Source organism: Desulfovibrio subterraneus, from assembly GCF_013340285.1.
Classification (GTDB): Bacteria; Desulfobacterota; Desulfovibrionia; order Desulfovibrionales; family Desulfovibrionaceae; genus Halodesulfovibrio; species Halodesulfovibrio subterraneus.
The window spans coordinates 1-21,232 of the sequence record NZ_BLVO01000016.1; the positions used below are offsets into that span (position 1 = coordinate 1).

The following is a 21,232-nucleotide window of genomic DNA, read 5'->3' on the forward strand; positions in this document are numbered from 1 at the left end:
CGCACGTAAGCCAGAACTCACAGCGGGAAGTGCTGCGCGGCAAGCATCCGCGGGAAACGATGCTGAAGGGGATGTATGAAAAAAAAAACAAGGGGCGAAGTGATGAGTGATTTCGCAAACTATTTTCGATCTGAAAACGATTGGCCTTTTGTTTTAAGAGAACACGAGCTGACTGCTGCCATGGCATTTCTTGATGTGGGAACATCCAGACAACCAAAAATTCTGAGGTTGTTTGGTCCCTCTGGATCTGGGAAAAGTTTTTTTGTGAGAGAGTTACTTACTAAAATTGCCCATGATAAGCCCGATGCAATCGTGCTTTACCTTGATACTCCGCCATCAGATCTTGAAGCTTCGCAGACATTAGAGAAGCTTGGAAGGTTGCTCAAAAAAGAGAGCATAGCTTCAAGGACCCATCCTGTTAGTATTTCACGCAACATGGTATTGCGATTGAAACAACGAAACGTATTGCGCAGCTCATCCTTTATTAACTATCTTTATGGGGTATTTCGAGATCTTATTGGCCAAATTCCGGTGGCTGGGCCAATAGTAAAGGCCTTGCTACCTCAAAATTTACCAATGCGGCAAGAAACTGTGCAAGGGGATATGGCGCTTTTCAACTGTTGCCTTGACATCTCAAACAACTTTCCCGTGTTGTTGGCATTGGATAATATTCAATTTCTTTCAACAAGTATGCTTGAAATATTAAGAAATACATTTGCAGAAGCAGGGTGTATGTTTTGTTTTGTTGTTATTGAAAGGACCAAACAAAGCAAAGCTATCAATTGGCATCCTGAAATAAGCGATGCAACTTACAAAGACATTTATCTAGAAGCTATTTCAGAAATAGACACGCTCGCTATTGCAAGGGCAGTTCTTCCGGGCCACGAAGATTTACGAGAATTGGCCAAAAGTATTCATCGACGTAGCGAAGGGAATTTGAAATCAATATGGTTTCAACTAAAATTTACAGTTGAAAGAATAGAAAAGGGCGAGCAGTTTGCTTTACAGAATTGTACATATGAAAATATTGTGCAATCCTTACCAGCACTTGATCAATTTATTTTAAGAACCATTGTTATTCTTTTAGGCGGGCTGTCAATTGCACACTTGATTGAATTGTTCAAAACTTCAAATTTAGGAGTTGATCCTAATCAAATATCGTGGGCTATCAACGACATGATGGCCATGGGCTTGCTTGTCCTTAACTCTGAATCTCATGACAAGATAAAAATTGAGCACGAGCGTGTTGCAAGCGCGGTAACAGACTTGACTCCAGAAGATGAAAAAATGGAACTCCGTGAGCAGGTTGTAAAATCTATCGTAAATCTATTAGCAGAAAAACAATTAGCTGATGATGACGTTCTGTATGACCGCCTAATCGGCAACACTCATGAACAAGAAGTAAGGTCTTGCCCAAAAATACAAACTCACATTGTAAACTTCATAAATACGAAAAATAGTCTTGAACAGTTTACATACCTCTCAACCCTTGGGCGAGATACAGTTTGTTGGGATATTATAGACATTCTTCCATCTTCAACAATAGCAATATTGATGAATGCAGTACAGAAGTGTTCATTGTTTCATTTTGGACTTATACTTGCTGAGAGATGCAAAAAAATAGAGGCTCATCGTTCAATCTCACACCTTTATGAAGCAAAGTATTTAGTTCAGCTTTTCCACTACGAACTAGCTCAAGCTTCGTTACAGGAAGCCAAAGTTGGCCCAGAGCGTAACCTTGTAGCATTTAACATTTTAATAAACTTGAATCGCAACGACGAGGCAACGCGCATAGCGCGCAGCACCTACAAAAAAGCTAAAAAAGAAACCTGCTCTGAGTTCGAATATGCAATTTTAAGAAGTTCTGGACATTTGTTCAAAAAACAAGAAGCTAAAGAAGTCTTGGAGGTTGCAATCTCAGGCTTTCACAAGCTGGGCAGTGATTTTGGCGTTGCAACAACACTAAGCAATTTAGCAATCGTCGAGATGGTAATCCCCCAAACAACACAAGCGGAGAGGCACCTCGACCAAGCATGCACTCTTCTACAAAAATTAATGTCTAATGAAATCTATCAGCCTTTAGTTAATTTAAGTGGCATAGCCATACTGAATAGAGATTACTCCGCAGCAGAAAGATATCTGCACTTAGCAAAAGGCAATGCCCCCAGAAGTTTAGCCATGGACACTTTGATGTTCGAATATAACGAAATGGCTGTGGCAATTTTGGCAGGCAAGGCTTCAGGTTATGATGCGCTAGAGACCTGCCTGCATATCCACCATAGAGCGCAAAAGACCAAGGACATACGCTTTATTGAAACATTGGGCTGGTTTACAAATATGCTTTCTTGTCATTTTGGCTCTGGGCAAGCCACTGATTATTCTTCTGAAATAATTGAAATAATTACGGACACTGAGTTGGCAGGACTGGAGTTGCTTGTGTCAACCGACCGATTGGGGCCAGACATTACGGTTCCATATATTTTATCTCCTCATTGGCGCTACTGATTTTTTAAATAGGTTGGCTGAGGATACTTATGCAGGAGCTCCCGAACAATATCAGTTTTGTTTGCCTTGTTCTCGATAGTGTCGCATATCCAATTCCCCAAACGCTCTATATCCGTCTTATCTATGCCAAGGATTGCTAAGTTGGTTGTCCCTATTCGCAAACCGGATGCTGTACTTGGCCCACGCAGATCTCCAGGGATTTGATTTTTATTAAGCAACACGCAGCGATCCTCAAACCTTTTCTCCAGTTCAGCACCAGTTTCTTGCCGGCAAGCTAGATCTAACAATAGGATATGGCAATCACTACCATCCGTTACGAGCTTCACACCTCTCTTCTTAAAAGTTTCTGCAAGAAGCTGCGAACGCAAGACTATCTGGTGAGCATATTCTGCAATATCTCTATGTTGCCATTCCAAAATTGTTGCGTATTTCGCAAGTAGGCAAGGCTCATTAGCTCCACCTTGTGTATCAGGAAAAATAGACCGACTAATTTTTTTATGAAAATCTTCTCGGTATATAACGACTCCTGAATTTGGACCTCTTAAATTCTTCATCATATTAAACGTAGCAAAATCACAATAAGGAAAAATGTTTGTATGTAGACCGCCAATTATGAAAGGGCAAGTATGTGAAATATCAGCATGCAGAAAAGCATTCACCTTCCGTGCAATCTCGCTACAACGGGCAAAATCAATCATCCTCGGCAGAGAACTGCCACCTACAATAATCAATTTGGGCCGGCGCTCTTGCGCCACCATCTCTAATAATTCATAGTCAATATAGCCATCTTCTCTTAAGCCAAAGTTATATGTCTTATTTCGTCTCGAGAGTAGTACTGTGTGGGAAATATGACCACCATCAGATGGCTTGAGACATAATACTTCATCTTTAGAAGTAAGCACTGCGTTGTAAACAATCTGGTTTGCCTGAGTGCCCGAATGGGGCTGTAGTGAAACACGGTATCCTGTTGAGTCCGAAAACATATTAAGCAGTAGCTGCTCCCCCTCAGCCTCCACGATATCCATAACCGCTGCTCCAGGAAGATACCTTTCTCCAACGATTCCTTCGACAGGAAGTAGCGTAGATGGCTCAGCTTGCGCCTTCAGTACCGATGGGAAGGGATAGCAGGCACTCGCAACGAGATGTAGATGATTAGATATAACCCCTCGTTGCATCGCTATTATTTCATCAAGACGACCAAGCGATTGCGATCCAAAGTAATCATGATATTTTTGCTTTCTTCTTATGATATTCATAATTTCCAGTTATCAGTTAGTTAGTTTGTTGCTTCCAAGAATTTGTTAAAAGCATAATAAATAGTTGTCAACATATGCGCTCCATCCCCTTGCCACGCCACTCAACCTATGCCACTCTGGTCAGACCAATTGTGGCAGTTTACACGTCTCTGATAAGCTGCGGGCTGGTGTTTGTTGCTGTGTAAAAATAACGCCGTTTGCCCCATGCCTGTGATAGGATTGGTTGGTCTTATCACAGTGCCGCTTCCATCAAGGGACACCACACTAGCCTGAGGCCGCTGTTGCCTGTTGTTTGCCGGGCAGGGCGGCCGCATACAAGGAGACTGGCATGGGACAGAGGGTACGCATCGGAAATCTTGAAATATCCAGCCCCCTGCATGATTGTGTTGCCAATGACATCGCCCCGGGGACGGGCCTTGCGCCGGAGGAGTTCTGGCGCAATCTGGAAGCGGCCCTGCGTGAGTTGCAGCCCCGGAATAAGGAATTGCTTGCCGTTCGTGATCGCATGCAGGAGGCAATAGACCGCTGGCATATCGAGAACAGGGGCAAGCCCCATGACGCCGCAGCCTACAAGCAATACCTGATCAGCCTCGGGTATCTGCGTCCTGCGGGTGAAGATTTTTCCATAACGGTTGAGAATGTGGACCCTGAGATTGCGACCATTGCGGGGCCGCAGCTCGTGGTGCCCGTTACCAACGCCCGGTATGCGCTCAACGCGGCCAACGCGCGTTGGGGCAGCCTGTATGACGCTCTCTATGGCACAGACGTACTGCCGGAGAGCAACGGCGCTGAAAAAGGCCCGCAGTACAATCCCGTGCGCGGTGCCAGGGTTATTGAATATGCTGCCGAGTTTCTGGACACGGCTGCGCCGCTTGCCAAGGGCAGCCATGCGGAGGTTGTTGCCTACGCCGTGTCCGACAAGGGCGGCGTGAAGACCCTGCATGTTACGCTGGCGGGAGATAGCTCCACCGGTCTTGCGAACCCTGCGCAGTTTTCGGGCTACGTGGAAGAGGGCGAGCGACTGACCATTCTTCTGCGCAACAACGGCCTGCATATCGAATTGCTGGTGGATCGCAGCCACCCCATCGGTGCGCAGAATCCATCCGGCATCAAGGATGTGGTGCTGGAAGCCGCCATGACCACCATCAACGACTGCGAAGATTCCGTGGCCGTTGTGGACGGCGAGGACAAGGCGCTGGCCTATGGCAACTGGCTTGGGCTCATCAAGGGCACGCTCACTGCCTCCTTCCCGAAGGGAAAGACAATGGTGGACCGCAGTCTGAACCCCGACCGCACCTACACCGCGCCGGATGGCTCGTCCATGGCACTTTCCGGCCGCAGCATGCTGCTTATCCGCAACGTGGGGCATCTCATGACCACGGATGCCGTGCTCATGGACGGTAACGAGATTCCGGAAGGCATTCTGGATGCCTTTGTCACCGCCTATGTGGCCCTGCACGAACACAAGGGCACCGCGCGCTACGGCAACAGCAAGACGGGCAGCGTCTACATCGTGAAGCCCAAGATGCACGGACCGGATGAAGTGGCCTTTGCCTGCGATATCTTTGCCGCAGCGGAAAAAGCCACGGGCCTGCCCGCACGTACCCTCAAGATAGGCATCATGGACGAGGAACGGCGCACTACCCTGAACCTCAAGGAGTGCATCCGCGCCGCCAAAGACCGCGTCATATTCATCAATACCGGCTTCCTCGACCGCACGGGTGACGAGATTCACACCAGCATGGAAGCAGGCCCCATGGTTCGCAAGAACGACATGAAGTCGCAACCCTGGATTGCGGCCTATGAAGACTGGAACGTGGATGTGGGCCTTGCCGCCGGTTTCCACAAGCGCGCCCAGATCGGCAAGGGCATGTGGCCCAAGCCGGACATGATGGCGGAAATGATGGTTGCCAAGATCGGCCATCCCAAGGCTGCGGCCAACTGCGCATGGGTGCCTTCACCCACTGCGGCCACCCTGCACGCCATGCACTACCACATGGTGGATGTGTTTGCGCAGCAGGCAGCGCTTATCGGCAAGCCCCGCGCCAGCCTTGATGACCTTATCGCCATGCCCCTGCTCACCGGCACGCTGTCGGCAGAAGAGGTGCAGCGCGAGCTGGATAACAACGCACAGGGTATCCTCGGCTACGTGGTGCGCTGGATCGATCAGGGTATCGGTTGCTCCAAGGTGCCGGACATCACGGACGTGGGCCTGATGGAAGACCGCGCAACACTGCGTATTTCCAGCCAGTATATTGCCAACTGGATGCACCATGGCGTGTGCTCGCCGGAGCAGGTCATGGAAACCATGCGCCGCATGGCAGCCGTAGTGGACCGCCAGAACGAAGGTGATCCGCTCTACAAGCCCATGGCTGCGAATTTTGAAGCCAGCATCGCCTTCAAGGCGGCCTGCGATCTCGTGTTCAAGGGGCGCCAGCAGCCCAGCGGCTACACCGAACCCATTCTGCATGCCCGCAGACGCGAGGTGAAGGCGCAGGGGTAATCTCTGGAACAGCAGATCAGAGTATAAACTATTGATATGGAACGCGGAGCAACGCACAGCGCGCTGCTCCGCGTTTTTTGTCCTGCTCTGGCTTTGCAGCGGAGAATGCGATATGAGTCGCATGGGGAATCTCTGTGTAATGGAGGGGGGATACCATGCGAATACGCGGGGGGAAGAACTGCCGGTTGCTGCTTGTCGGGGCAAACTATTATCTGGAACGTGAACTGAGCCACGCCGCCAGAATGGTGGGAGTGGAAATGGAAGTGTTTCCCGCCCACAGGCATGCCCATGACTTCGGCACGGCCTTGCTGGAGCATATGCGGCGGTTCAGGCCGGATGCCGTGCTGAGCGTCAATGCCAGAGGGCTCGGCAACTGGACCGAGCTGCCGGATGTGCTGGGGCGCATGGGGGCTGCGCTGTGCGTCTGGTTCATCGACAGTCCCGAGCATTTTGTCTCCGGCTCGGTGCCGGACAGCGAGAACCTGCTGCTTTTTACCTGTGAACGGCAGGCCATGCCCCTGTTGCAGGCATGGGGTGGCAGGCGCGTGCATTACCTGCCCCTTGCGGCAGATGCGGCACGCCTGCACGGGCAGGAAGACCGTTTTCTGCCGGAAGCGGAAATAACGGCATCCTTTCTCGGGGTAACATGGACGGAAAAGAAAGCCCTGTGCCTCCGGAACGGGCGTTTTCCACGGTTCATCCTGCGCCGGTACAGGGAACTGGGCAGACGGTTTGCCGCAGCGCCCGAGCCTTCCGTACTGGCCTTTCTCACCCGCGAGGAACCGGCTTTTGTGGACGCGGCCCGTAATGCGCTGGGCAGTGAACGGTTAAGGGATTTGTGCATTTTGATCTGCTGGGAAGCCAATACGGCGAAGCGGGTGCCCATGGTGCGTGCTCTGCTGCCCTTTGCGCCGGTGATTGCGGGCGATGCCTACTGGAAGCAGCATATCCCCGACGATGCATGTGCGCGGCTGCACCCGCCCATAGGATATTACGCGCCCGATCTGTTCAATTTCTACCGCCACAGCCGTGTGAACCTGAACGTCTCCAGTGCGCAACTGCCCACGGCGACCACGCAGCGTATTTTTGATGTTCCAAGCGCGGGCGGTTTCGTCATCTCCGACCACAAGGAACAGATTGCGGAATGCTTTGATATAGGCACAGAGGCCGTGACCTTTTCGCGGACGGATGAGATAGGGCCGCTGGTGGAATACTACGCCGCGAACCGTGAAGCGGCGGGCAACGTGGTTGCCAACGCCCGCAGGCGCATCCTTGCCGAGCATACCTACGGGCACCGGCTGCAGGCCATTGTGCGGGCGGTGCAGGAATAGGGCGGTTGCAGTTCCCGGCCATACGCGGTGCGACAGGCTGTACTGTGCAGGCAATGCGTACATTGGCGCACACATTGTTCGATTTTGAACGGATTGCGGTATATCCGGTGGAAACACGTTGCGATATGAGCGCAATATTCGGGTCGTCATCAGGCGCTGTCGTACCTATGCTATGCTTAAGACGCGGAGGACATTATGGAGCACATGACGCAATCGGACGACTACGCCCGCATAGAAACAGCCATACGGTTCATCGAAGAACATCACAGGGAGCAGCCGGATCTGGATGAGATCGCGCGGCAGGTGCACCTGAGCAAGTTTCATTTCGACCGCCTGTTCCGCCGCTGGGCAGGGGTGAGCCCCAAACGCTTTTTGCAGTATGTGACGCTGGAATACGCCAAGGGTATGTTGCAGGCGGGCAACCTGCAGGCGGTGGCTCTTGAGGCAGGCTTGTCAGGCACGGCGCGTCTGCATGATCTTTTCGTGACCATAGAGGCAATGACGCCGGGGGAATACCGCAACGGCGGTTCCGGTCTGTCATTGCGGTACGGGGTTGCAGCAACGCCGTTCGGCGAATGCCTTGTGGCATGGACAGAACGAGGGCTGTGCCATCTGGGCTTTGTGCCGCAGAGCGGCTTTGCTGCGGGGCCACATACACCCGATTTAACCGGTTCGCCCAGTTCGCCCAATTCGGACAATTCGCCAGGCTTGGCACCTGACTTGGCGGCGGCGCTGGATGCGCTGAAAGCCAGATGGCCCGCAGCCGCATTGCAGGAAGATGCCGCCGGAGCGGAAGATATAGCGGCAAGAATTTTCGTGCCGGATGCCCGCACCGCACGTCCTTTTCACCTGCATCTCAAAGGCACCAACTTTCAGATTCAGGTCTGGAAGGCGCTGTTGCAGATACCGGAAGGCTGGGTGGCCAGCTATGAAGAGCTAGCGGGCTTCATGGGCAATCCCAAAGCGTTTCGCGCCGTGGCCAGTGCTGTGGCGGCCAATCCCGTGGGCTTTCTCATCCCCTGCCACAGGGTGATACGCAAAAGCGGCGAGGCCCATAACTACCGCTGGGGTCACCTGCGCAAGAAAGCCATTCTCGCGTGGGAGGCAGCCAGAAATACTCCGGCTGCATAGGGGTAGGTTAGTTTACGGCATCCTTCGGGAGGAATCGCAAGAGTGGGCTGAAGGCAAAGGACGGTATGTAGCCGTGTGCAAGCGGCGCAGGCTTTCCGCTGTTGGCTGAATACGGGACGCTTACGGATGCGGGGAGCAACGCGGGATACTTTCCTTGCCCTTGTACGATCTCTTTAGCCGGCAGTATTCGTCCGGATTTATTCATCCGTTTTATTTATCCGATTTTTTCTCTGGCATTATCCGTCTGGCTTTATTCCTCAAGACCAGTCCCTGCACAGGCATGGCCCAGCTTGCGGCACAGGTTGCCGAGCTGTGTCTGTTCTTCGGGCGTGAGCACGGAAAAGAGCTCGGCGATGCCCTGCGCGTGTGCGGGGAATATGCGCTCTATGAGTTCACGCCCTTCATCTGTGAGATGCACAGTGCTGAAGCGGCGGTCTGCCTCGCCTCTTTGTCTGCGGACAAGTCCTCTTTTTTCCAGATTATCCACAACGGTTGTCATGTTCCCGCCGGATTTCAGCAGCTTCTGGGCAAGCGCGCGCTGGCAGAGCGGACCTTTGTGCAGCAATGCTTCCAGCACGCCGAACTGGCTGATGGTAAGGTTGTGTCCGCCAAGGTGCGCATGTGCGCACGAGGTTACGGTGTCTGCGGCGCGGGCCAGCTTTACGTAGGTTGCGAGAGCCTGTTGCGTTTGGGGCATTGCATGGCCTCCTTGATTAATTGTCGAATGATTTGATATTGAAGTAATTGCGCACCGTGCGACTGTCAATGTTGCGGGGATGGTCAGATGGGCTGTGCTTGCATATGACTGGTTTATGGTTGGCATATGAGGACTTATGATTGTCACGGGGCCGGAGCACGGCTCCTGAGCGTTGTTTATGCTGGTGGCATGTGGAGCTGCGGCGTTTGCATGCTGCACCGGAAGAAGGTCGGCAACGCAGGGTGTGAAGTCCTGTAATTCCTGCCTTCCGGCAGGGATGAATGGCGTTGGTCCCGTATACTTGCGAGGGCGGAGAATACGCGCTATATAAGGGGGTGCCCCCTTGGGCTTGCATCATCTTCGTCCAGAGGGGCGAAAAAGGAAATCATACATGACCGACCGTCCCGAAGACGTGAAGGGTGAAGACTCTCGCGTTGATGAAACCGGAAGTGAGGCCCATTCTCAGGCGGCCTCCGCCGTCCGGCCCGCAGCCGACTATGATCCCGCCGCGCGCATTGCCGCAGAAATTACTGAAATTGACGAACCTGAAGACGCGCTGCCACCCGTGACGCTGGAGGAACTGCCTCCCGCCATGCGAGCCGCCTGCGAGAATGCAGGGTGGCGCAGCATAATGCCCGTGCAGTCGCGTTCCATTCCCTATCAGCTTGCCGGGCGCGACATCATGGTTCAGTCCCGCACCGGCAGCGGCAAGACGGGTGCCTACCTGTTGCCCGCCATTGAGCGGCTGGATGCCTCCAAGCCCCATGTGCAGATGCTTGTGCTGGTACCCACCCGCGAGCTGGCCCTGCAGGTGGAGCATGAAGCCAGAGTGCTGTTTGCCGGCACCGGCCTGCTTACCTGCGCCGTGTACGGCGGGGTGGGCTTCGGCAAGCAGATGGAAGCTCTGCGCGACGGCGCTCATGTGGTCGTGGGTACGCCCGGTCGTATTCTGGATCACCTTCTGCGTCGCACCATGGACCTGAATCAGGTTCGTGTGCTCGTGTTTGATGAAGCGGACCGCATGCTTTCCATCGGTTTTTATCCTGATATGCGCGAAATCAAGCGCTACCTGCCCAAGCGTCGGTCCACCTTCCTGCTTTCCGCCACATATCCGCCCCAGATCGTCAAGCTGGCGGGCGAATTCATGCACGATCCCTGCATGCTCAGCCTGAGCCACCAGCAGGTACACGTGGCGGATACCCCCCACAGCTACTACAGTTCCAAGCCCATGGAAAAAGACCGCGTGCTTGTGCGCGTGCTGGAAGTGGTTAACCCTGCTTCCGCCATCATCTTCTGCAATACCAAGGCGAACGTGCATTTCGTGACCGCCGTGCTGAAGGGCTTTGGGTATGATGCGGACGAACTTTCCGCCGATCTTACGCAGAGCAAGCGCGAGAAGGTGCTGGAAAAGCTGCGCGAGGGCAAAGTGCGTTTTCTTGTGGCAACAGACGTGGCTGCGCGTGGTATCGATATCCCCGAACTTTCGCACGTCATTCTCTATGAGCCGCCGGAAGATCGCGAATCCTACATTCACCGTGCCGGCAGAACGGGCCGTGCGGGTGCCACCGGTGAGGTCATTTCGCTGGTGGACATCATGCAGAAGCTTGAGCTTGAGCGCATTGCCAAGCATTACAAGATAACCATGGAGCATAGGACCACGCCCACGGATGAAGATCTTGCCGCTGTTGTAGGACAGCGCATGACCGCCATGCTGGAAGCGAGGCTGCGTGCAAAAACCGGACTTGAACGCGAACGCATGAAGCGCTTTACCCCCATGCTGAAAAGCCTGCTGGCGGATGAAGAAGCACTTCCGCTGGTGGCGCAGCTGCTGGACGAGCTCTATCAGGTAACGCTGCATACGCCCCTGCAGATGCCCGACGCAGAACCCGAGACGCAGCAGTATGGTGCTTCGCAGCCCCCCCGCAGGGTGACAGACCGCAAGCCCTTGCGCGGCAAAGGCGAACGCAGGGAAAGAAGTGGCGGTCAGGGTGGGAGACCGTCGGAGAACAGCACAGAAGTCCGTTCCGAACCCAGAAGGGACGGGCAGTCACCGGATAAGGAGGCAGCTCCGGCCAGCGGACGTGCCAACGAGGCTTCCGGTACCGAAGAGGGGGAAGGAGAAGGCAGGCGCAAACGCCCCGGCCGCTCCCGAAGACGCAGGAAGCCCTCGGCTCCGCGTCAGGATTAATCTGTTACAGGATGTTCCGGTACGTGCAACAAACCCAGTACACCAGCGACGAGCTCATCCGCATATTTCTTGCGCTGCTTGACTCCTATGATTTTGACGCCGAACTTGCCATATTCGGCTTTAAAAAACATCAGTTCATCAAGAGGAAGAAGGCGCGCCGTGAACTGGCAGCGCTTTTCATCGCCCTGTGGGATCTGGCTCTGCAGAAGTCCTTTCCCGCGGAACGCGAGTTGGTATTTGAGGAATTCATAAGCCGCTACGCGTATTCCGCCAAAGGGAATAACAAGGAAGTGGACCTGCAACTGCGCAGCATAAACGTGTATGTGACGCTGTTGCAGAAAAAACGCGATTCGGATTTTTCGGAAGTGGCGGCGTTTCTTGCCGGCCTCATGCTGGAAGACCAGGACGCCGTGGACAAGGCGAGGCTGAGACTTGCGCTGGCCATACGCGCCATGTTCCGTCTCATTTTCGACAGACTCATCTAGAGTCAGGGAGTGCGGCCTGCCATGGAAAACGCGATTGTCTTTCATTTTGATAATGGTGAAGCGGAACTGAATATCGCCATCAGCAACATTACCAACACCTTTGCCGCCTATGAAGGGCAGGAGTGCAGTCTGGTGCTGGTGGTGAATGGTCCCGGCATCAAGCTTATGGGCAAGGACAGCCCCTTTGCAGGAGCGCTTGAAGCGCTGTGTGACAAGGGGTTGAGTCTGCGCGTGTGCAACAACGCACTCACCAAATTCGGCCTTGCGCCGGAGTGGCTCACTCCTTCCGGCCGGATAGTGCCTGCAGGCATCATCGAGCTGGTGGAGCTGCAACGCAAGGGCTACATCTACATCAAGCCCTAGGCCCGCATGGCAGAACAGAGAGGAACGGGCTGCCGCACTTTCCTTTCCGGTGCCTTCTGTTCAACAGGCATGTCATCTTTACGCGTCCGGTTTTCCTTCGGGAACACCGGACGCGTTTTTCGTGAAAGATGTTGCGCATCTTTCGGGAATGATTATTATTAATCATCCAACAAGGAGGCATCATGGCTCGATTCCGTTCTCTCAAGACACAGCTGCGATGTCAGCTGCAATCAGAACTGTGGCAGGATCACCTGCCTGACATATTGGCTCTTCCCGGCCGCGAAACCGTTGGCCCGCTCATGTCTTTTCTGCTGTTCGGCGGCGAAATGAAGTGGCGGGCCGCCACGGCGCTGGGGCTGGTGGTGGGACGCATGGCGGACGAAGACATGGAGCAGGCCCGCGTGTTCATGCGTCGTCTGCTCTGGCACATGAACGAGGAGTCCGGCAACGTGGGCTGGGGTATACCCGAGACCATGGCGGAAATCATGTGCAATCACCGCAGGCTGGCGGACGACTACAACCGCATGTTGCATTCCTATGTGCGTGAAACCACTGAGGATGACAACTATCTGGACCATCCGCCGCTCAGGGCCGCCGTATACTGGGGACTGGGCAGGCTGGCACAGGTGCGGCCGGAACTCATGCAGCCTGCCGTGCGGGCTCTGTGGTGGGGGCTGGAAGATGAGTTTCATCCCGGTCGAGGCATGGCCGCATGGGCGCTTGGCAACCTCAACGCGCTGGATGCGGCGGACAAGATCCGCACCCTGCTGGATGACGACACTCCGGTTGAACTCTTTGAGGATGGAGCCGTTGTGTGCACCACCGTGGGGGGCATTGCGCGTCAGGCCCTTGAGCGCATGGGGCTAGAAGCAGGAAAGGATTAGACCGGTGGTGGGCCGGACAGGATCGGGCAGGCACAGATTGTGTCTGGAAGGGACTGATCGGGCCTGACTGAGACAGGTCGAGACTGATAGAGTCTGGTCGAGTCCGGTCGGGCATGGTCAGGTCTTGCCATGCCCGGAGTCAGGAGATGGAGATACTCCGTAGCCGAAGTACTGGGTGCGGCCAACTGGAGCCGGACAACTGCTACCGGAACAGGCACCGGAAACCGGCGCAGTATCAGTCCGTCGCGGATTCGCCCCGCACGAAACGCTTCACCCGTCCGGGAATGCACAGCCATACCACCATCAGTACGGCTGTGCCCACCAGCCAGCCGCCCATGACATCCGAAGGGTAGTGTTTGCCCAGATACAAGCGCGAATACCCTATGGCAAAGGGCAGCAGCCACAGCAGGCGCATGAGGGGCATGCGGTTCCAGAGCAGGGCGGCCATGCCCGCTGCGGCCATGGAATTGGCTGCATGCGCGGAAACATAGGACTGCCCCTTGGTCTTTACGGGGGTAAAGTCGGCAGGGCGCTGACGCCATTCACCATCTTCCACGAAATGCACCGAGGCCATGGCGTTCAGGGGGCGTAACCGCTTGAATTCCTTTTTGATGGGGTAGCAGGCAAGGTCGCTCAGTCCCGCCACAAGGGCGATAAGCACCAGTCCGGTCAGCAGGGGCTTCCAGCAGCCGCTGCGGCGTGCGGCAATGGCAAAGCAGATGGCGGCAAGGCCCCACATGACGATGCTGTTGGAAACAAGGGGCATGATGATGTCCAGCGTCTGGTTGCGCCATGCATCGTTCACGAGAAAGAAAAGGGATTTGTCCCACTCGGGCGTACTGAAGAGCATGCTGTCCTCCGGAATGTTGCGGTTGGTATACGGTCTTTTGGAAAAGGTCACAACCGCAACGGTTCATAAAAGGGAATCCGCCGCAATCATACGATCGGGCGCAATACAGCGTGGTCAGCAATTCTTCCATCCTGTTCCCATGATTTGAAAAATGGGCTAGGGTCATAGCCAGTTCCGTTCATGGGCCGGAAAGGCCGGTGCCGCTTCGGTGAGGTGCCGGTCCGTAAGGCTGCAAGATGAGGAAGTGGTCATGCCCGAAACCTGCCCTTCGTCTTCCTTCGGCTGGCTGCGCCAGCGTCTTTCCCATCTCGACAAACATCTGCCCCTGCTCCTGCTTGCCATCGCCGTGGGCGTGCTCGCCGGATACGGTGCCGTGCTATTCCGCTTTGTCATCAAAGGCGTGCAGTATGCCTTTTATCAGAACTCGGAAGACTTTCTGCTCTTTGCTCATGCTGTGCCGTGGTACCTGAAGCTCGCGCTGCCTGCAGCGGGCGGGCTTGTGGTGGGTTTTCTCGTGTCGCGCGGTGCGCCGGAGGCCAAGGGCCACGGGGTGCCTGAGGTCATGGAGGCAGTCGCCCTGCACGACGGGCGCATACGCAAGCGCGTGGCGCTGGTCAAAATTCTCGCTTCCGCCATATCCATCGGTTCCGGCGGCTCTGTGGGGCGCGAAGGACCCATTGTGCAGATAGGCTCAGGCATCGGCTCCACGCTCGGGCAGCTGATGAAGGTTTCGCGTCCGAACCAGCGCACGCTGGTGGGCTGCGGCGCTGCGGCGGGCATTGCCGCAACCTTCAATGCGCCCATCGCGGGGGTGCTGTTTGCGCTGGAGATTCTGCTGGGCGACTTCGGCATCTCGGCATTTTCTCCCGTGGTCATTTCCTCGGTCACGGCCACCACTATAGCCAGATACTATTTCGGTGATTTTCCGGCCTTTGAGGTACCCTCGTTCGAGGTCATCTCGCTGTGGGAATTCGGTATCTATCCCTTCCTCGGCATTCTGTGCGGGCTGGTGGCGCTCACCTTTGTCTTCGTCCTCTACAAGGGGGAGGATCTCTTTGACGTGCTGCACATTCCGGCTCCGCTCAAGGCGGGGCTGGGCGGTCTGCTTGTGGGGTGCATTCTGCTGTGGTTCCCGCAGGTGTTCGGGGTGGGCTACGGGGCCATAAACCTGTCGCTCATGAACAGCATGGGCTGGCAGCTCATGCTGGCACTGGTGGGCATAAAGATCTTGGCCACCACCATAACCATAGGCAGCGGTGGCAGCGGCGGGGTGTTTGCGCCTTCCCTGTTCATCGGAGCCATGACGGGCGGTGTGTTCGGCTGGGGCATGCACTTTATGCTGCCGGGCATAACGGCCAGCCCGGGTGCCTATGCACTCGTTGCCATGGGCGGGCTGGTGGCAGGCACCACGCATGCGCCCATTACGGCCATTCTCATCATCTTCGAGCTTACCAGTGACTATCAGTGCATACTGCCGCTCATGACCACCTGCATCATCAGCACGCTTGTGGCATCCGGCCTGAACAGCGGCTCCATCTATACCATCAAGTTGCTGCGGCGGGGGGTGGATATACGGTCGGGCATGGAACAGAATATTCTGCGCAATCTGAAGGTGCGTGAGTTCATGCATTCCGATGACATCACCATCTATGAAGGAGCTCCGCTGATGGATGTGCTGGGTGCTTTTCACCGCAACAATGCATCCTACCTGCATGTGGTGGACGCCAAAGGCGTGCTCACGGGTATTATCTCTTTCCGCGACCTGCGCAATGTGCTGGCGGAGGAGTACCTTGAGCATCTGATCATTGCCAGAGACATTGCCACAACCTGCCTGCAGACGGTGCAGGCGAACGATTCCATCCAGCACGCCCTGCACACCATGGCCGTGCGGGGGATATCGCAACTGCCTGTCATTGATGAATCCGGCAGGCTGCAGGGCACCATCCGCGAGCGGGATGTGGTCACCGCCTACGATAAGGCCGTGGTGCAGCGCCAGCTTACACAACGCTGATCTGGCGCGGGGGCAACCTATCTGTCGGAAAAATTACCATCCTTCCGGCAGCATATGGGGGTAAAACCACTCTCGACTCCCGCGAGGCTTAGTGCTATACAGCGCGGAAAATAAAAGGAAGGGGTCTGATCGGTTTCTTCTTTTTGTATCCGCCCGGTTTTGATCGTGTCGGTCTGAACCATTCCCCCACGGGCGGTTTTTTTGATATCAAGCAATGTTGCAGGTTTTGAAGCATCGCTCGCCGGACGATGCCCCATGTGCCGCAACGTTGATACTTTCCGGCATTGGTATGAGGGCTTCTTCATGGAAAAGCTTCAGAAGGAAGCATTGCAGGTAACCAAGGAGATCGTGGTCAAGTTTATCGAGACCGGCCGCGTTTCTCCGCAGAATATCACGGAAATATTCCCCGCCGTTTATGACGTGGTGCTGGGTACCCTCGATGGTTCGGCGGCCGCCGATGCGGCGGACGAAGAAAACTAAAGGCTTTCGAATGCAGGAACATTCCCAGAGCTGCCGTGATGTGCGGCATGACGAGCATGCCCGCGAGGTTTCCGGCATGTTCGGGCGTATTGCACGCTGGTACGATTTTCTGAACCATCTGCTCAGCGGCGGCATGGACTATTACTGGCGGCAGCAACTGGTGCGCCAGATCATTCCCGGCCCCACGGGCCGCGTGCTCGATCTGGCTGCGGGCACCATGGATGTGTCGCTGGAAATTCTGCGACAGCACCCCGGTGTGACCGTGCCAGCGCTGGACTATTGCCTGCCCATGCTGTCAACGGGCAAGTCGAAGCTGACCAGGGGCCGCAACGGGTTCATCATGCCCGTGCAGGCGGACGGTCGCTCGTTGCCGTTGCCGGACGAGAGCGTGGATTGCGCAACCATCGCCTTCGGCATACGCAACATTGTGCCGCGCAGCGACGCCCTCAGGGAGTTGCACAGGGTGCTGGTACCCGGCGGCAGGTTGTGTATTCTGGAATTCGGAACGGGTAAAACGCCCGTCTGGAAAGGTTTTTACAATTTTTATCTCAACCGACTTCTGCCTGTCATCGGCAAGATTCTTTCCGGTGATGCAGGTGCGTACAAGTACCTTGCCGACACCATCATGGCGTTTCCTACGGCTGACGAGCTGGTGCAGGAAATGATGGATGCCGGATTCCACCGCGCGTTCTACAAGCCTATGACTTCCGGCATTGTGTATCTGCATGTGGCGGAAAAGAAAGGCTGACGGACTGCAGCAGCATGAGGGGCCGCAGGCGCAGATGTTCCGCTCGGGGCATGCGGGCGGGCAGGCCCCGGATTGCTTGGAGGGCCGTGCTGTGACTTTTTAGGTGATCGTGTCAGATTTGGGAGATGCAGCGGCGCAGGCCGCTATCCCCTGACAAGCCAGACAAGCAGAACCCCGGCGCAGATTGCCGTGAGCCCCATGAGTCGTATGGCAGAAGGCCCGCGCTGCGCAAGCTCCATGAGCATGGCGGGCAGCTTGTCCGAAAAGATGACGTAGGGCAGACCCTCAAGAACGAGCGCCAGCCCCAGAGCAGTGAGTAGTATATTCCAATCGATGTGCATGCGGGTCTTTTTTCATACCGGCCCGGACATGTCCACCCTGCCATAGGGGACAAGGAGAATAATACATGATGACTTTCGACGATATATCTTCCGGTAAAACCGCAGTGGCGGTCATCGGCCTCGGTTATGTGGGCCTGCCTCTTGCCGTTTGTCTTTCCGAGCATTTCAGGACCATCGGGTTTGATATTTCCGAGCTCCGCGTGAAGGAACTTTCCGGCGGCATCGACCGTACCGGCGAAGTGGAAAACGACAGGCTCAAGGCCAGCAAGGTGGAGTTCACCACCGATCCTGCGCGCATCGGCGAAGCCGGTATCATCATCGTGGCCGTGCCCACCCCCATTGACTCGCACCGCAACCCCGACCTGACCCCCGTGCTCAAGGCTTCCGAGACCGTGGGCCGCAACATGTCCAAAGGCTGCATGGTTGTGTACGAATCCACGGTATACCCCGGCCTGACCGAAGAAGAGTGCGTGCCCGTGCTGGAACGTCTTTCCGGCATGAAGTTCGGTACTGATTTCACTGTGGGCTATTCCCCCGAGCGCATCAACCCCGGTGACAAGGTGCATACCCTTGAGACCATCGTGAAGGTTGTGGCCGGTTCCGACGAGCGCACCCTCGATATTCTTGCTTCTCTCTACAGCACCGTGGTCAAGGCTGGCGTGCACCGCGCAAGTTCCATCAAGGTTGCAGAGGCCGCCAAGGTTATCGAAAACACCCAGCGCGACCTGAACATCGCCCTGATGAACGAACTTGCCATCATTTTTGACCGCATGGGCATAGACACCATGGAAGTGCTGCAGGCCGCCGGTACCAAGTGGAACTTCCTGCCTTTCCGTCCGGGCCTCGTGGGCGGTCACTGCATCGGCGTCGACCCCTATTATCTCACCTTCAAGGCTGAAGACCTCGGTTACCATCCGCAGGTCATTCTCGCCGGTCGCCGCATCAACGACTCCATGAGCAAGTACGTGGCCGAGAGCTGCGTCAAGGGCCTCATCCGCTGCAACCGCCTTATTCAAGGCGCCCGCGTGGGTGTGCTGGGCTTCACCTTTAAGGAAAACGTGCCGGATCTGCGCAACACCAAGGTCATCGATATGGTGCATGAACTGCGCGAATACGGCGTGGAAGTGCTGGTGCACGACCCCGTTGCCGATGCCGAGGAAGCGCTGCACGAATATGGCCTTGCGCTGAACCACCTGCAGGAATTCACCAGGCTGGATGCCGTTATTCTGGCCGTTGCGCATGATGAATACCGCGCCATTGCACCCTCCCAGCTGCTCAGCTGGTTTGCAGAGCCCAAGAATGCCCTGCTGCTGGACGTGAAGTGCATGTTCGACACCGAAGCCGTTCGTGCCGCCGGCATGGAGTTGTGGAGACTGTAATTCGTGGAACCTCTTCCCGTCATCAATTGCTGGGCCGATTGCTGAATCGGCTTCATGGAGGCGAGTTTGCGTCTCCGGAATGCCGAGACAGGTGAAAGGATCATAGCACAGGCGAGACCGTCTGACCGGCAGCGCATCGAGCGCATTGCCAGGGTGCGGGATGCGGTAGTTGTTGAGGCGCGCCTTCTGCCCGTCGACAATGAGGCGGGCAGGGCGGAAGACCTGGTCAATTACGTTCTGGAAAAGCGCGCATGACAGTTATTGTTGCCACTGCCACGCAGAAAGAAATGGAGGCGGTGCTCAAGGGGTTCAACGGTCGGGGGCGTGTAGGCTGCCAGTTGCCTTTACAGGGGCAGTGGTGCGAATCTCCCATTAACGAGCACCAGTGTCTGCTGGCGGTCACGGGCGTGGGTCCGGTGAATGCTGCGCTGACTCTGGGACGCATCATGGGAGAGTGCTTCGGCATTACCGGCGTGTTGAATCTGGGCATTGCGGGAACCTTTGATCCGCAGGCGTGTCCGCTTGGCAGTGCCGTGCTTGCCGAAAAGGAAGTGTGGCCGGAATATGGCCTGCGCACGTCACAGGGTGTGGACAGCCGGGGCATAACCTTTCCCCAGTGGAGAGGTGGCGATCCCGGAGTTGAACAGCCGCTGGAACAGATTGTATGGGATACCGTGGAGCTTTCTCCGGCGGAGGACCTGAGACGTATAGGTCTTAACTGTCCGCAGGTGCTGGCGGGAACCAGCATTACCGTGGCCGGGGTAACCGGCACGGCAGAGCATGCCGCCATGCTCAGGGACCGCTACGGCGCGCTGACGGAAAACATGGAAGGCTTTGCCCTTGCGCTGGGGTGCCGGCAGGCCGGTATTCCCTTTGTGGAGCTGCGCACGGTTTCCAACGTGGTTGGATCGCGCGCGGCGGCGGACTGGAAGCTGAACGAAGCGTTTGTCGCACTGGGGGCTGTTGCGCGATCGCTGTTCGTCTGAGGCGCCTTTCCGCCGGTTGCGGGCGGGCTGTGCGTTCAGCCGTGATTCCGGAGAGAAAGTCACCTCCGGAGTCCGGTACTGGTTGTTTTGACTTTAACAAACGGATAATGTGATTTCATGCGAGAACTCATTGCGTACCTGACGGCGGAACAGCCCCGGATCAATGCTACTCTTGAACAGGAGACAAGCCGTCTCAACGGTCTGGTGCAGCCCGTGGCTGCCCATGTGCTCAAGGCTGGCGGCAAGCGCCTGCGTCCGCTGCTCACGCTGCTGTTCGGCCGCATGCTCGGCTACGGAGCAGACGATATTTACCCGCTCGCATGTTCCGTTGAGCTTCTCCATTCCGCCACGCTGCTGCATGACGACATTATCGACGATGCCGACCTGCGCCGCGGCAACCCTGCCGCGCATACCCTGTTCGGCAACACCAAAACCGTGCTGGCGGGCGACGTGCTTCTGGCCCAGGCCAACACGATCGTGGCCCGCTACGGCGATGCGCGCCTCACCACCTGCATAGCGGAAGCCATCATGGCTACCGCGACCGGTGAGATTGAAGAAATCGAATACCTGCGCAGCACCGAGCATCCGCAGGAAACCTACATCGACATCATCAAGGGCAAGACCGCCTTTCTGCTGCAGGCTTCCTGCCAGCTGGGCGCCATGGTGGCAAAGGCCACTCCCGCCCAGATTCAGGCCGCCACGGATTTCGGTATGAATCTCGGCATTGCCTTCCAGATCGTGGACGATGCACTCGACTTTGCCCCTTCCGCCAAGGATATCGGCAAGCCCGTTGCCGGTGACCTGCGTGAAGGTAAACTCACCCCGCCCCTGCTGATGTATCGCGATAGTTTGCAGGCAGATGCGCGAAAATCATTTGTCCGGAACTTTGAAGAAGGTACCTTTACCGAAGACGAGATTCTGGGCATTGCCGCCTCCATCCGCGAGACAGGGCTTGATGTGCGCACCCGTGAACTTGCGGACAGCTACCTCGCCATGGCGCAGGCAGCGCTGGATACGCTGCCGGAATGCCCAGAACGCCTCATGCTCGGCCAGACCATAGAGTACGTGAGAGACAGAAAGCATTAATCGAGGGA

At 55.8% G+C, this 21,232-nt stretch carries 19 protein-coding genes; 15 read left to right on the forward strand and 4 right to left on the reverse strand.

Translation table 11 applies throughout. From position 1 onward, the window contains the following. Window positions 1–102 precede the first annotated feature (102 nt). Entirely contained in the window at window positions 103–2,505 is a 2,403-nt protein-coding gene (locus tag HUV30_RS14430; protein WP_205245238.1) for an ATP-binding protein, read from the forward strand. On the opposite strand, the gene HUV30_RS14435 is transcribed toward HUV30_RS14430, so the two are convergent. Then, window positions 2,499–3,761 carry a beta-eliminating lyase-related protein gene (locus tag HUV30_RS14435; RefSeq protein WP_174406217.1) on the reverse strand — a complete coding sequence of 421 codons (1,263 nt, stop codon included), beginning with the start codon at window positions 3,759–3,761 and terminating at the stop codon, window positions 2,499–2,501. The two genes, HUV30_RS14430 and HUV30_RS14435, sit on opposite strands and share 7 nt — an antisense overlap. A gap of 328 nt (window positions 3,762–4,089) precedes the next feature. On the opposite strand from HUV30_RS14435, the gene HUV30_RS14440 reads away from it, so the two are divergent. The 3 genes from HUV30_RS14440 (at window position 4,090) to HUV30_RS14450 (ending at window position 8,726) form a co-directional block, all read left to right on the forward strand. Continuing rightward, complete coding sequence (locus tag HUV30_RS14440) at window positions 4,090–6,264, forward strand: malate synthase G (protein ID WP_174406218.1); 2,175 nt, start codon at window positions 4,090–4,092, stop codon at window positions 6,262–6,264. A 155-nt stretch (window positions 6,265–6,419) separates the two neighbouring features. Continuing rightward, window positions 6,420–7,595 carry a glycosyltransferase family protein gene (locus tag HUV30_RS14445; RefSeq protein ID WP_174406219.1) on the forward strand — a complete coding sequence of 392 codons (1,176 nt, stop codon included), beginning with the start codon at window positions 6,420–6,422 and terminating at the stop codon, window positions 7,593–7,595. A gap of 195 nt (window positions 7,596–7,790) precedes the next feature. Further along, the gene (locus tag HUV30_RS14450; protein WP_174406220.1) at window positions 7,791–8,726 is read left to right on the forward strand and encodes a methylated-DNA--[protein]-cysteine S-methyltransferase; all 936 of its coding nucleotides are present in this window, start codon (window positions 7,791–7,793) and stop codon (window positions 8,724–8,726) included. 250 nt (window positions 8,727–8,976) lie between these two features. On the opposite strand, the gene HUV30_RS14455 is transcribed toward HUV30_RS14450, so the two are convergent. Then, the gene (locus HUV30_RS14455; protein ID WP_174406221.1) at window positions 8,977–9,423 is read right to left on the reverse strand and encodes a MarR family winged helix-turn-helix transcriptional regulator; all 447 of its coding nucleotides are present in this window, start codon (window positions 9,421–9,423) and stop codon (window positions 8,977–8,979) included. 391 nt (window positions 9,424–9,814) lie between these two features. Here HUV30_RS14455 and HUV30_RS14460 point away from each other — a divergent pair, with 391 nt between their 5' ends. The 4 genes from HUV30_RS14460 (at window position 9,815) to HUV30_RS14475 (ending at window position 13,343) form a co-directional block, all read left to right on the forward strand. After that, on the forward strand, window positions 9,815–11,611 hold the full coding sequence (locus HUV30_RS14460; protein ID WP_174406222.1) for a DEAD/DEAH box helicase: 1,797 nt from the start codon (window positions 9,815–9,817) through the stop codon (window positions 11,609–11,611). A gap of 23 nt (window positions 11,612–11,634) precedes the next feature. Further along, the gene (locus tag HUV30_RS14465; RefSeq protein ID WP_174406223.1) at window positions 11,635–12,096 is read left to right on the forward strand and encodes a hypothetical protein; all 462 of its coding nucleotides are present in this window, start codon (window positions 11,635–11,637) and stop codon (window positions 12,094–12,096) included. Between the two features lie 21 nt (window positions 12,097–12,117). Beyond that, complete coding sequence (locus tag HUV30_RS14470) at window positions 12,118–12,459, forward strand: DsrE family protein (protein WP_174406224.1); 342 nt, start codon at window positions 12,118–12,120, stop codon at window positions 12,457–12,459. Between the two features lie 182 nt (window positions 12,460–12,641). Beyond that, window positions 12,642–13,343 (forward strand): DVU0298 family protein, encoded by a 702-nt coding sequence (locus tag HUV30_RS14475; RefSeq protein WP_174406225.1) that lies wholly within the window; start codon window positions 12,642–12,644, stop codon window positions 13,341–13,343. Window positions 13,344–13,578: 235 nt separating this feature from the next. Here the strand turns inward: HUV30_RS14475 and HUV30_RS14480 are convergent, their stop codons facing one another. Further along, complete coding sequence (locus HUV30_RS14480; protein WP_174406226.1) at window positions 13,579–14,193, reverse strand: phosphatase PAP2 family protein; 615 nt, start codon at window positions 14,191–14,193, stop codon at window positions 13,579–13,581. A gap of 250 nt (window positions 14,194–14,443) precedes the next feature. On the opposite strand from HUV30_RS14480, the gene HUV30_RS14485 reads away from it, so the two are divergent. The 3 genes from HUV30_RS14485 (at window position 14,444) to HUV30_RS14495 (ending at window position 17,432) form a co-directional block, all read left to right on the forward strand. Then, window positions 14,444–16,204 (forward strand): chloride channel protein, encoded by a 1,761-nt coding sequence (locus tag HUV30_RS14485; RefSeq protein WP_174406227.1) that lies wholly within the window; start codon window positions 14,444–14,446, stop codon window positions 16,202–16,204. 303 nt (window positions 16,205–16,507) lie between these two features. Then, a complete protein-coding gene (locus HUV30_RS14490; RefSeq protein WP_174406228.1) occupies window positions 16,508–16,684 on the forward strand; it encodes a hypothetical protein in 177 nt (58 codons plus the stop codon). Window positions 16,685–16,694: 10 nt separating this feature from the next. After that, window positions 16,695–17,432 carry a ubiquinone/menaquinone biosynthesis methyltransferase gene (locus HUV30_RS14495; protein ID WP_174406229.1) on the forward strand — a complete coding sequence of 246 codons (738 nt, stop codon included), beginning with the start codon at window positions 16,695–16,697 and terminating at the stop codon, window positions 17,430–17,432. Window positions 17,433–17,575: 143 nt separating this feature from the next. Here the strand turns inward: HUV30_RS14495 and HUV30_RS14500 are convergent, their stop codons facing one another. Next, window positions 17,576–17,773, reverse strand: coding sequence for a DUF2065 domain-containing protein (locus HUV30_RS14500; RefSeq protein ID WP_174406230.1), 198 nt, complete (start codon window positions 17,771–17,773; stop codon window positions 17,576–17,578). Window positions 17,774–17,838: 65 nt separating this feature from the next. Here HUV30_RS14500 and HUV30_RS14505 point away from each other — a divergent pair, with 65 nt between their 5' ends. The 4 genes from HUV30_RS14505 (at window position 17,839) to HUV30_RS14520 (ending at window position 21,224) form a co-directional block, all read left to right on the forward strand. Continuing rightward, a complete protein-coding gene (locus HUV30_RS14505; protein WP_174406231.1) occupies window positions 17,839–19,152 on the forward strand; it encodes a nucleotide sugar dehydrogenase in 1,314 nt (437 codons plus the stop codon). 66 nt (window positions 19,153–19,218) lie between these two features. Then, window positions 19,219–19,407, forward strand: coding sequence for a hypothetical protein (locus tag HUV30_RS14510; RefSeq protein ID WP_174406232.1), 189 nt, complete (start codon window positions 19,219–19,221; stop codon window positions 19,405–19,407). Then, window positions 19,404–20,138 carry a futalosine hydrolase gene (gene mqnB, locus HUV30_RS14515; protein ID WP_174406233.1) on the forward strand — a complete coding sequence of 245 codons (735 nt, stop codon included), beginning with the start codon at window positions 19,404–19,406 and terminating at the stop codon, window positions 20,136–20,138. Before HUV30_RS14510 ends, mqnB begins: the two co-directional genes overlap by 4 nt. Before the next feature lie 117 nt (window positions 20,139–20,255). Further along, complete coding sequence (locus HUV30_RS14520) at window positions 20,256–21,224, forward strand: polyprenyl synthetase family protein (protein ID WP_174406234.1); 969 nt, start codon at window positions 20,256–20,258, stop codon at window positions 21,222–21,224. Window positions 21,225–21,232 lie beyond the last annotated feature (8 nt).

Coding starts and splice junctions, on each gene's coding strand:
- HUV30_RS14430 (WP_205245238.1), top strand. CDS start 103: ATGAGTGATTTCGCAAACTATTTTCGATCTGAAAACGATTGGCCTTTT.
- HUV30_RS14435 (WP_174406217.1), bottom strand. CDS start 3,761: ATGAATATCATAAGAAGAAAGCAAAAATATCATGATTACTTTGGATCG.
- HUV30_RS14440 (WP_174406218.1), top strand. CDS start 4,090: ATGGGACAGAGGGTACGCATCGGAAATCTTGAAATATCCAGCCCCCTG.
- HUV30_RS14445 (WP_174406219.1), top strand. CDS start 6,420: ATGCGAATACGCGGGGGGAAGAACTGCCGGTTGCTGCTTGTCGGGGCA.
- HUV30_RS14450 (WP_174406220.1), top strand. CDS start 7,791: ATGGAGCACATGACGCAATCGGACGACTACGCCCGCATAGAAACAGCC.
- HUV30_RS14455 (WP_174406221.1), bottom strand. CDS start 9,423: ATGCCCCAAACGCAACAGGCTCTCGCAACCTACGTAAAGCTGGCCCGC.
- HUV30_RS14460 (WP_174406222.1), top strand. CDS start 9,815: ATGACCGACCGTCCCGAAGACGTGAAGGGTGAAGACTCTCGCGTTGAT.
- HUV30_RS14470 (WP_174406224.1), top strand. CDS start 12,118: ATGGAAAACGCGATTGTCTTTCATTTTGATAATGGTGAAGCGGAACTG.
- HUV30_RS14475 (WP_174406225.1), top strand. CDS start 12,642: ATGGCTCGATTCCGTTCTCTCAAGACACAGCTGCGATGTCAGCTGCAA.
- HUV30_RS14480 (WP_174406226.1), bottom strand. CDS start 14,193: ATGCTCTTCAGTACGCCCGAGTGGGACAAATCCCTTTTCTTTCTCGTG.
- HUV30_RS14485 (WP_174406227.1), top strand. CDS start 14,444: ATGCCCGAAACCTGCCCTTCGTCTTCCTTCGGCTGGCTGCGCCAGCGT.
- HUV30_RS14490 (WP_174406228.1), top strand. CDS start 16,508: ATGGAAAAGCTTCAGAAGGAAGCATTGCAGGTAACCAAGGAGATCGTG.
- HUV30_RS14495 (WP_174406229.1), top strand. CDS start 16,695: ATGCAGGAACATTCCCAGAGCTGCCGTGATGTGCGGCATGACGAGCAT.
- HUV30_RS14500 (WP_174406230.1), bottom strand. CDS start 17,773: ATGCACATCGATTGGAATATACTACTCACTGCTCTGGGGCTGGCGCTC.
- HUV30_RS14505 (WP_174406231.1), top strand. CDS start 17,839: ATGATGACTTTCGACGATATATCTTCCGGTAAAACCGCAGTGGCGGTC.
- mqnB (WP_174406233.1), top strand. CDS start 19,404: ATGACAGTTATTGTTGCCACTGCCACGCAGAAAGAAATGGAGGCGGTG.
- HUV30_RS14520 (WP_174406234.1), top strand. CDS start 20,256: ATGCGAGAACTCATTGCGTACCTGACGGCGGAACAGCCCCGGATCAAT.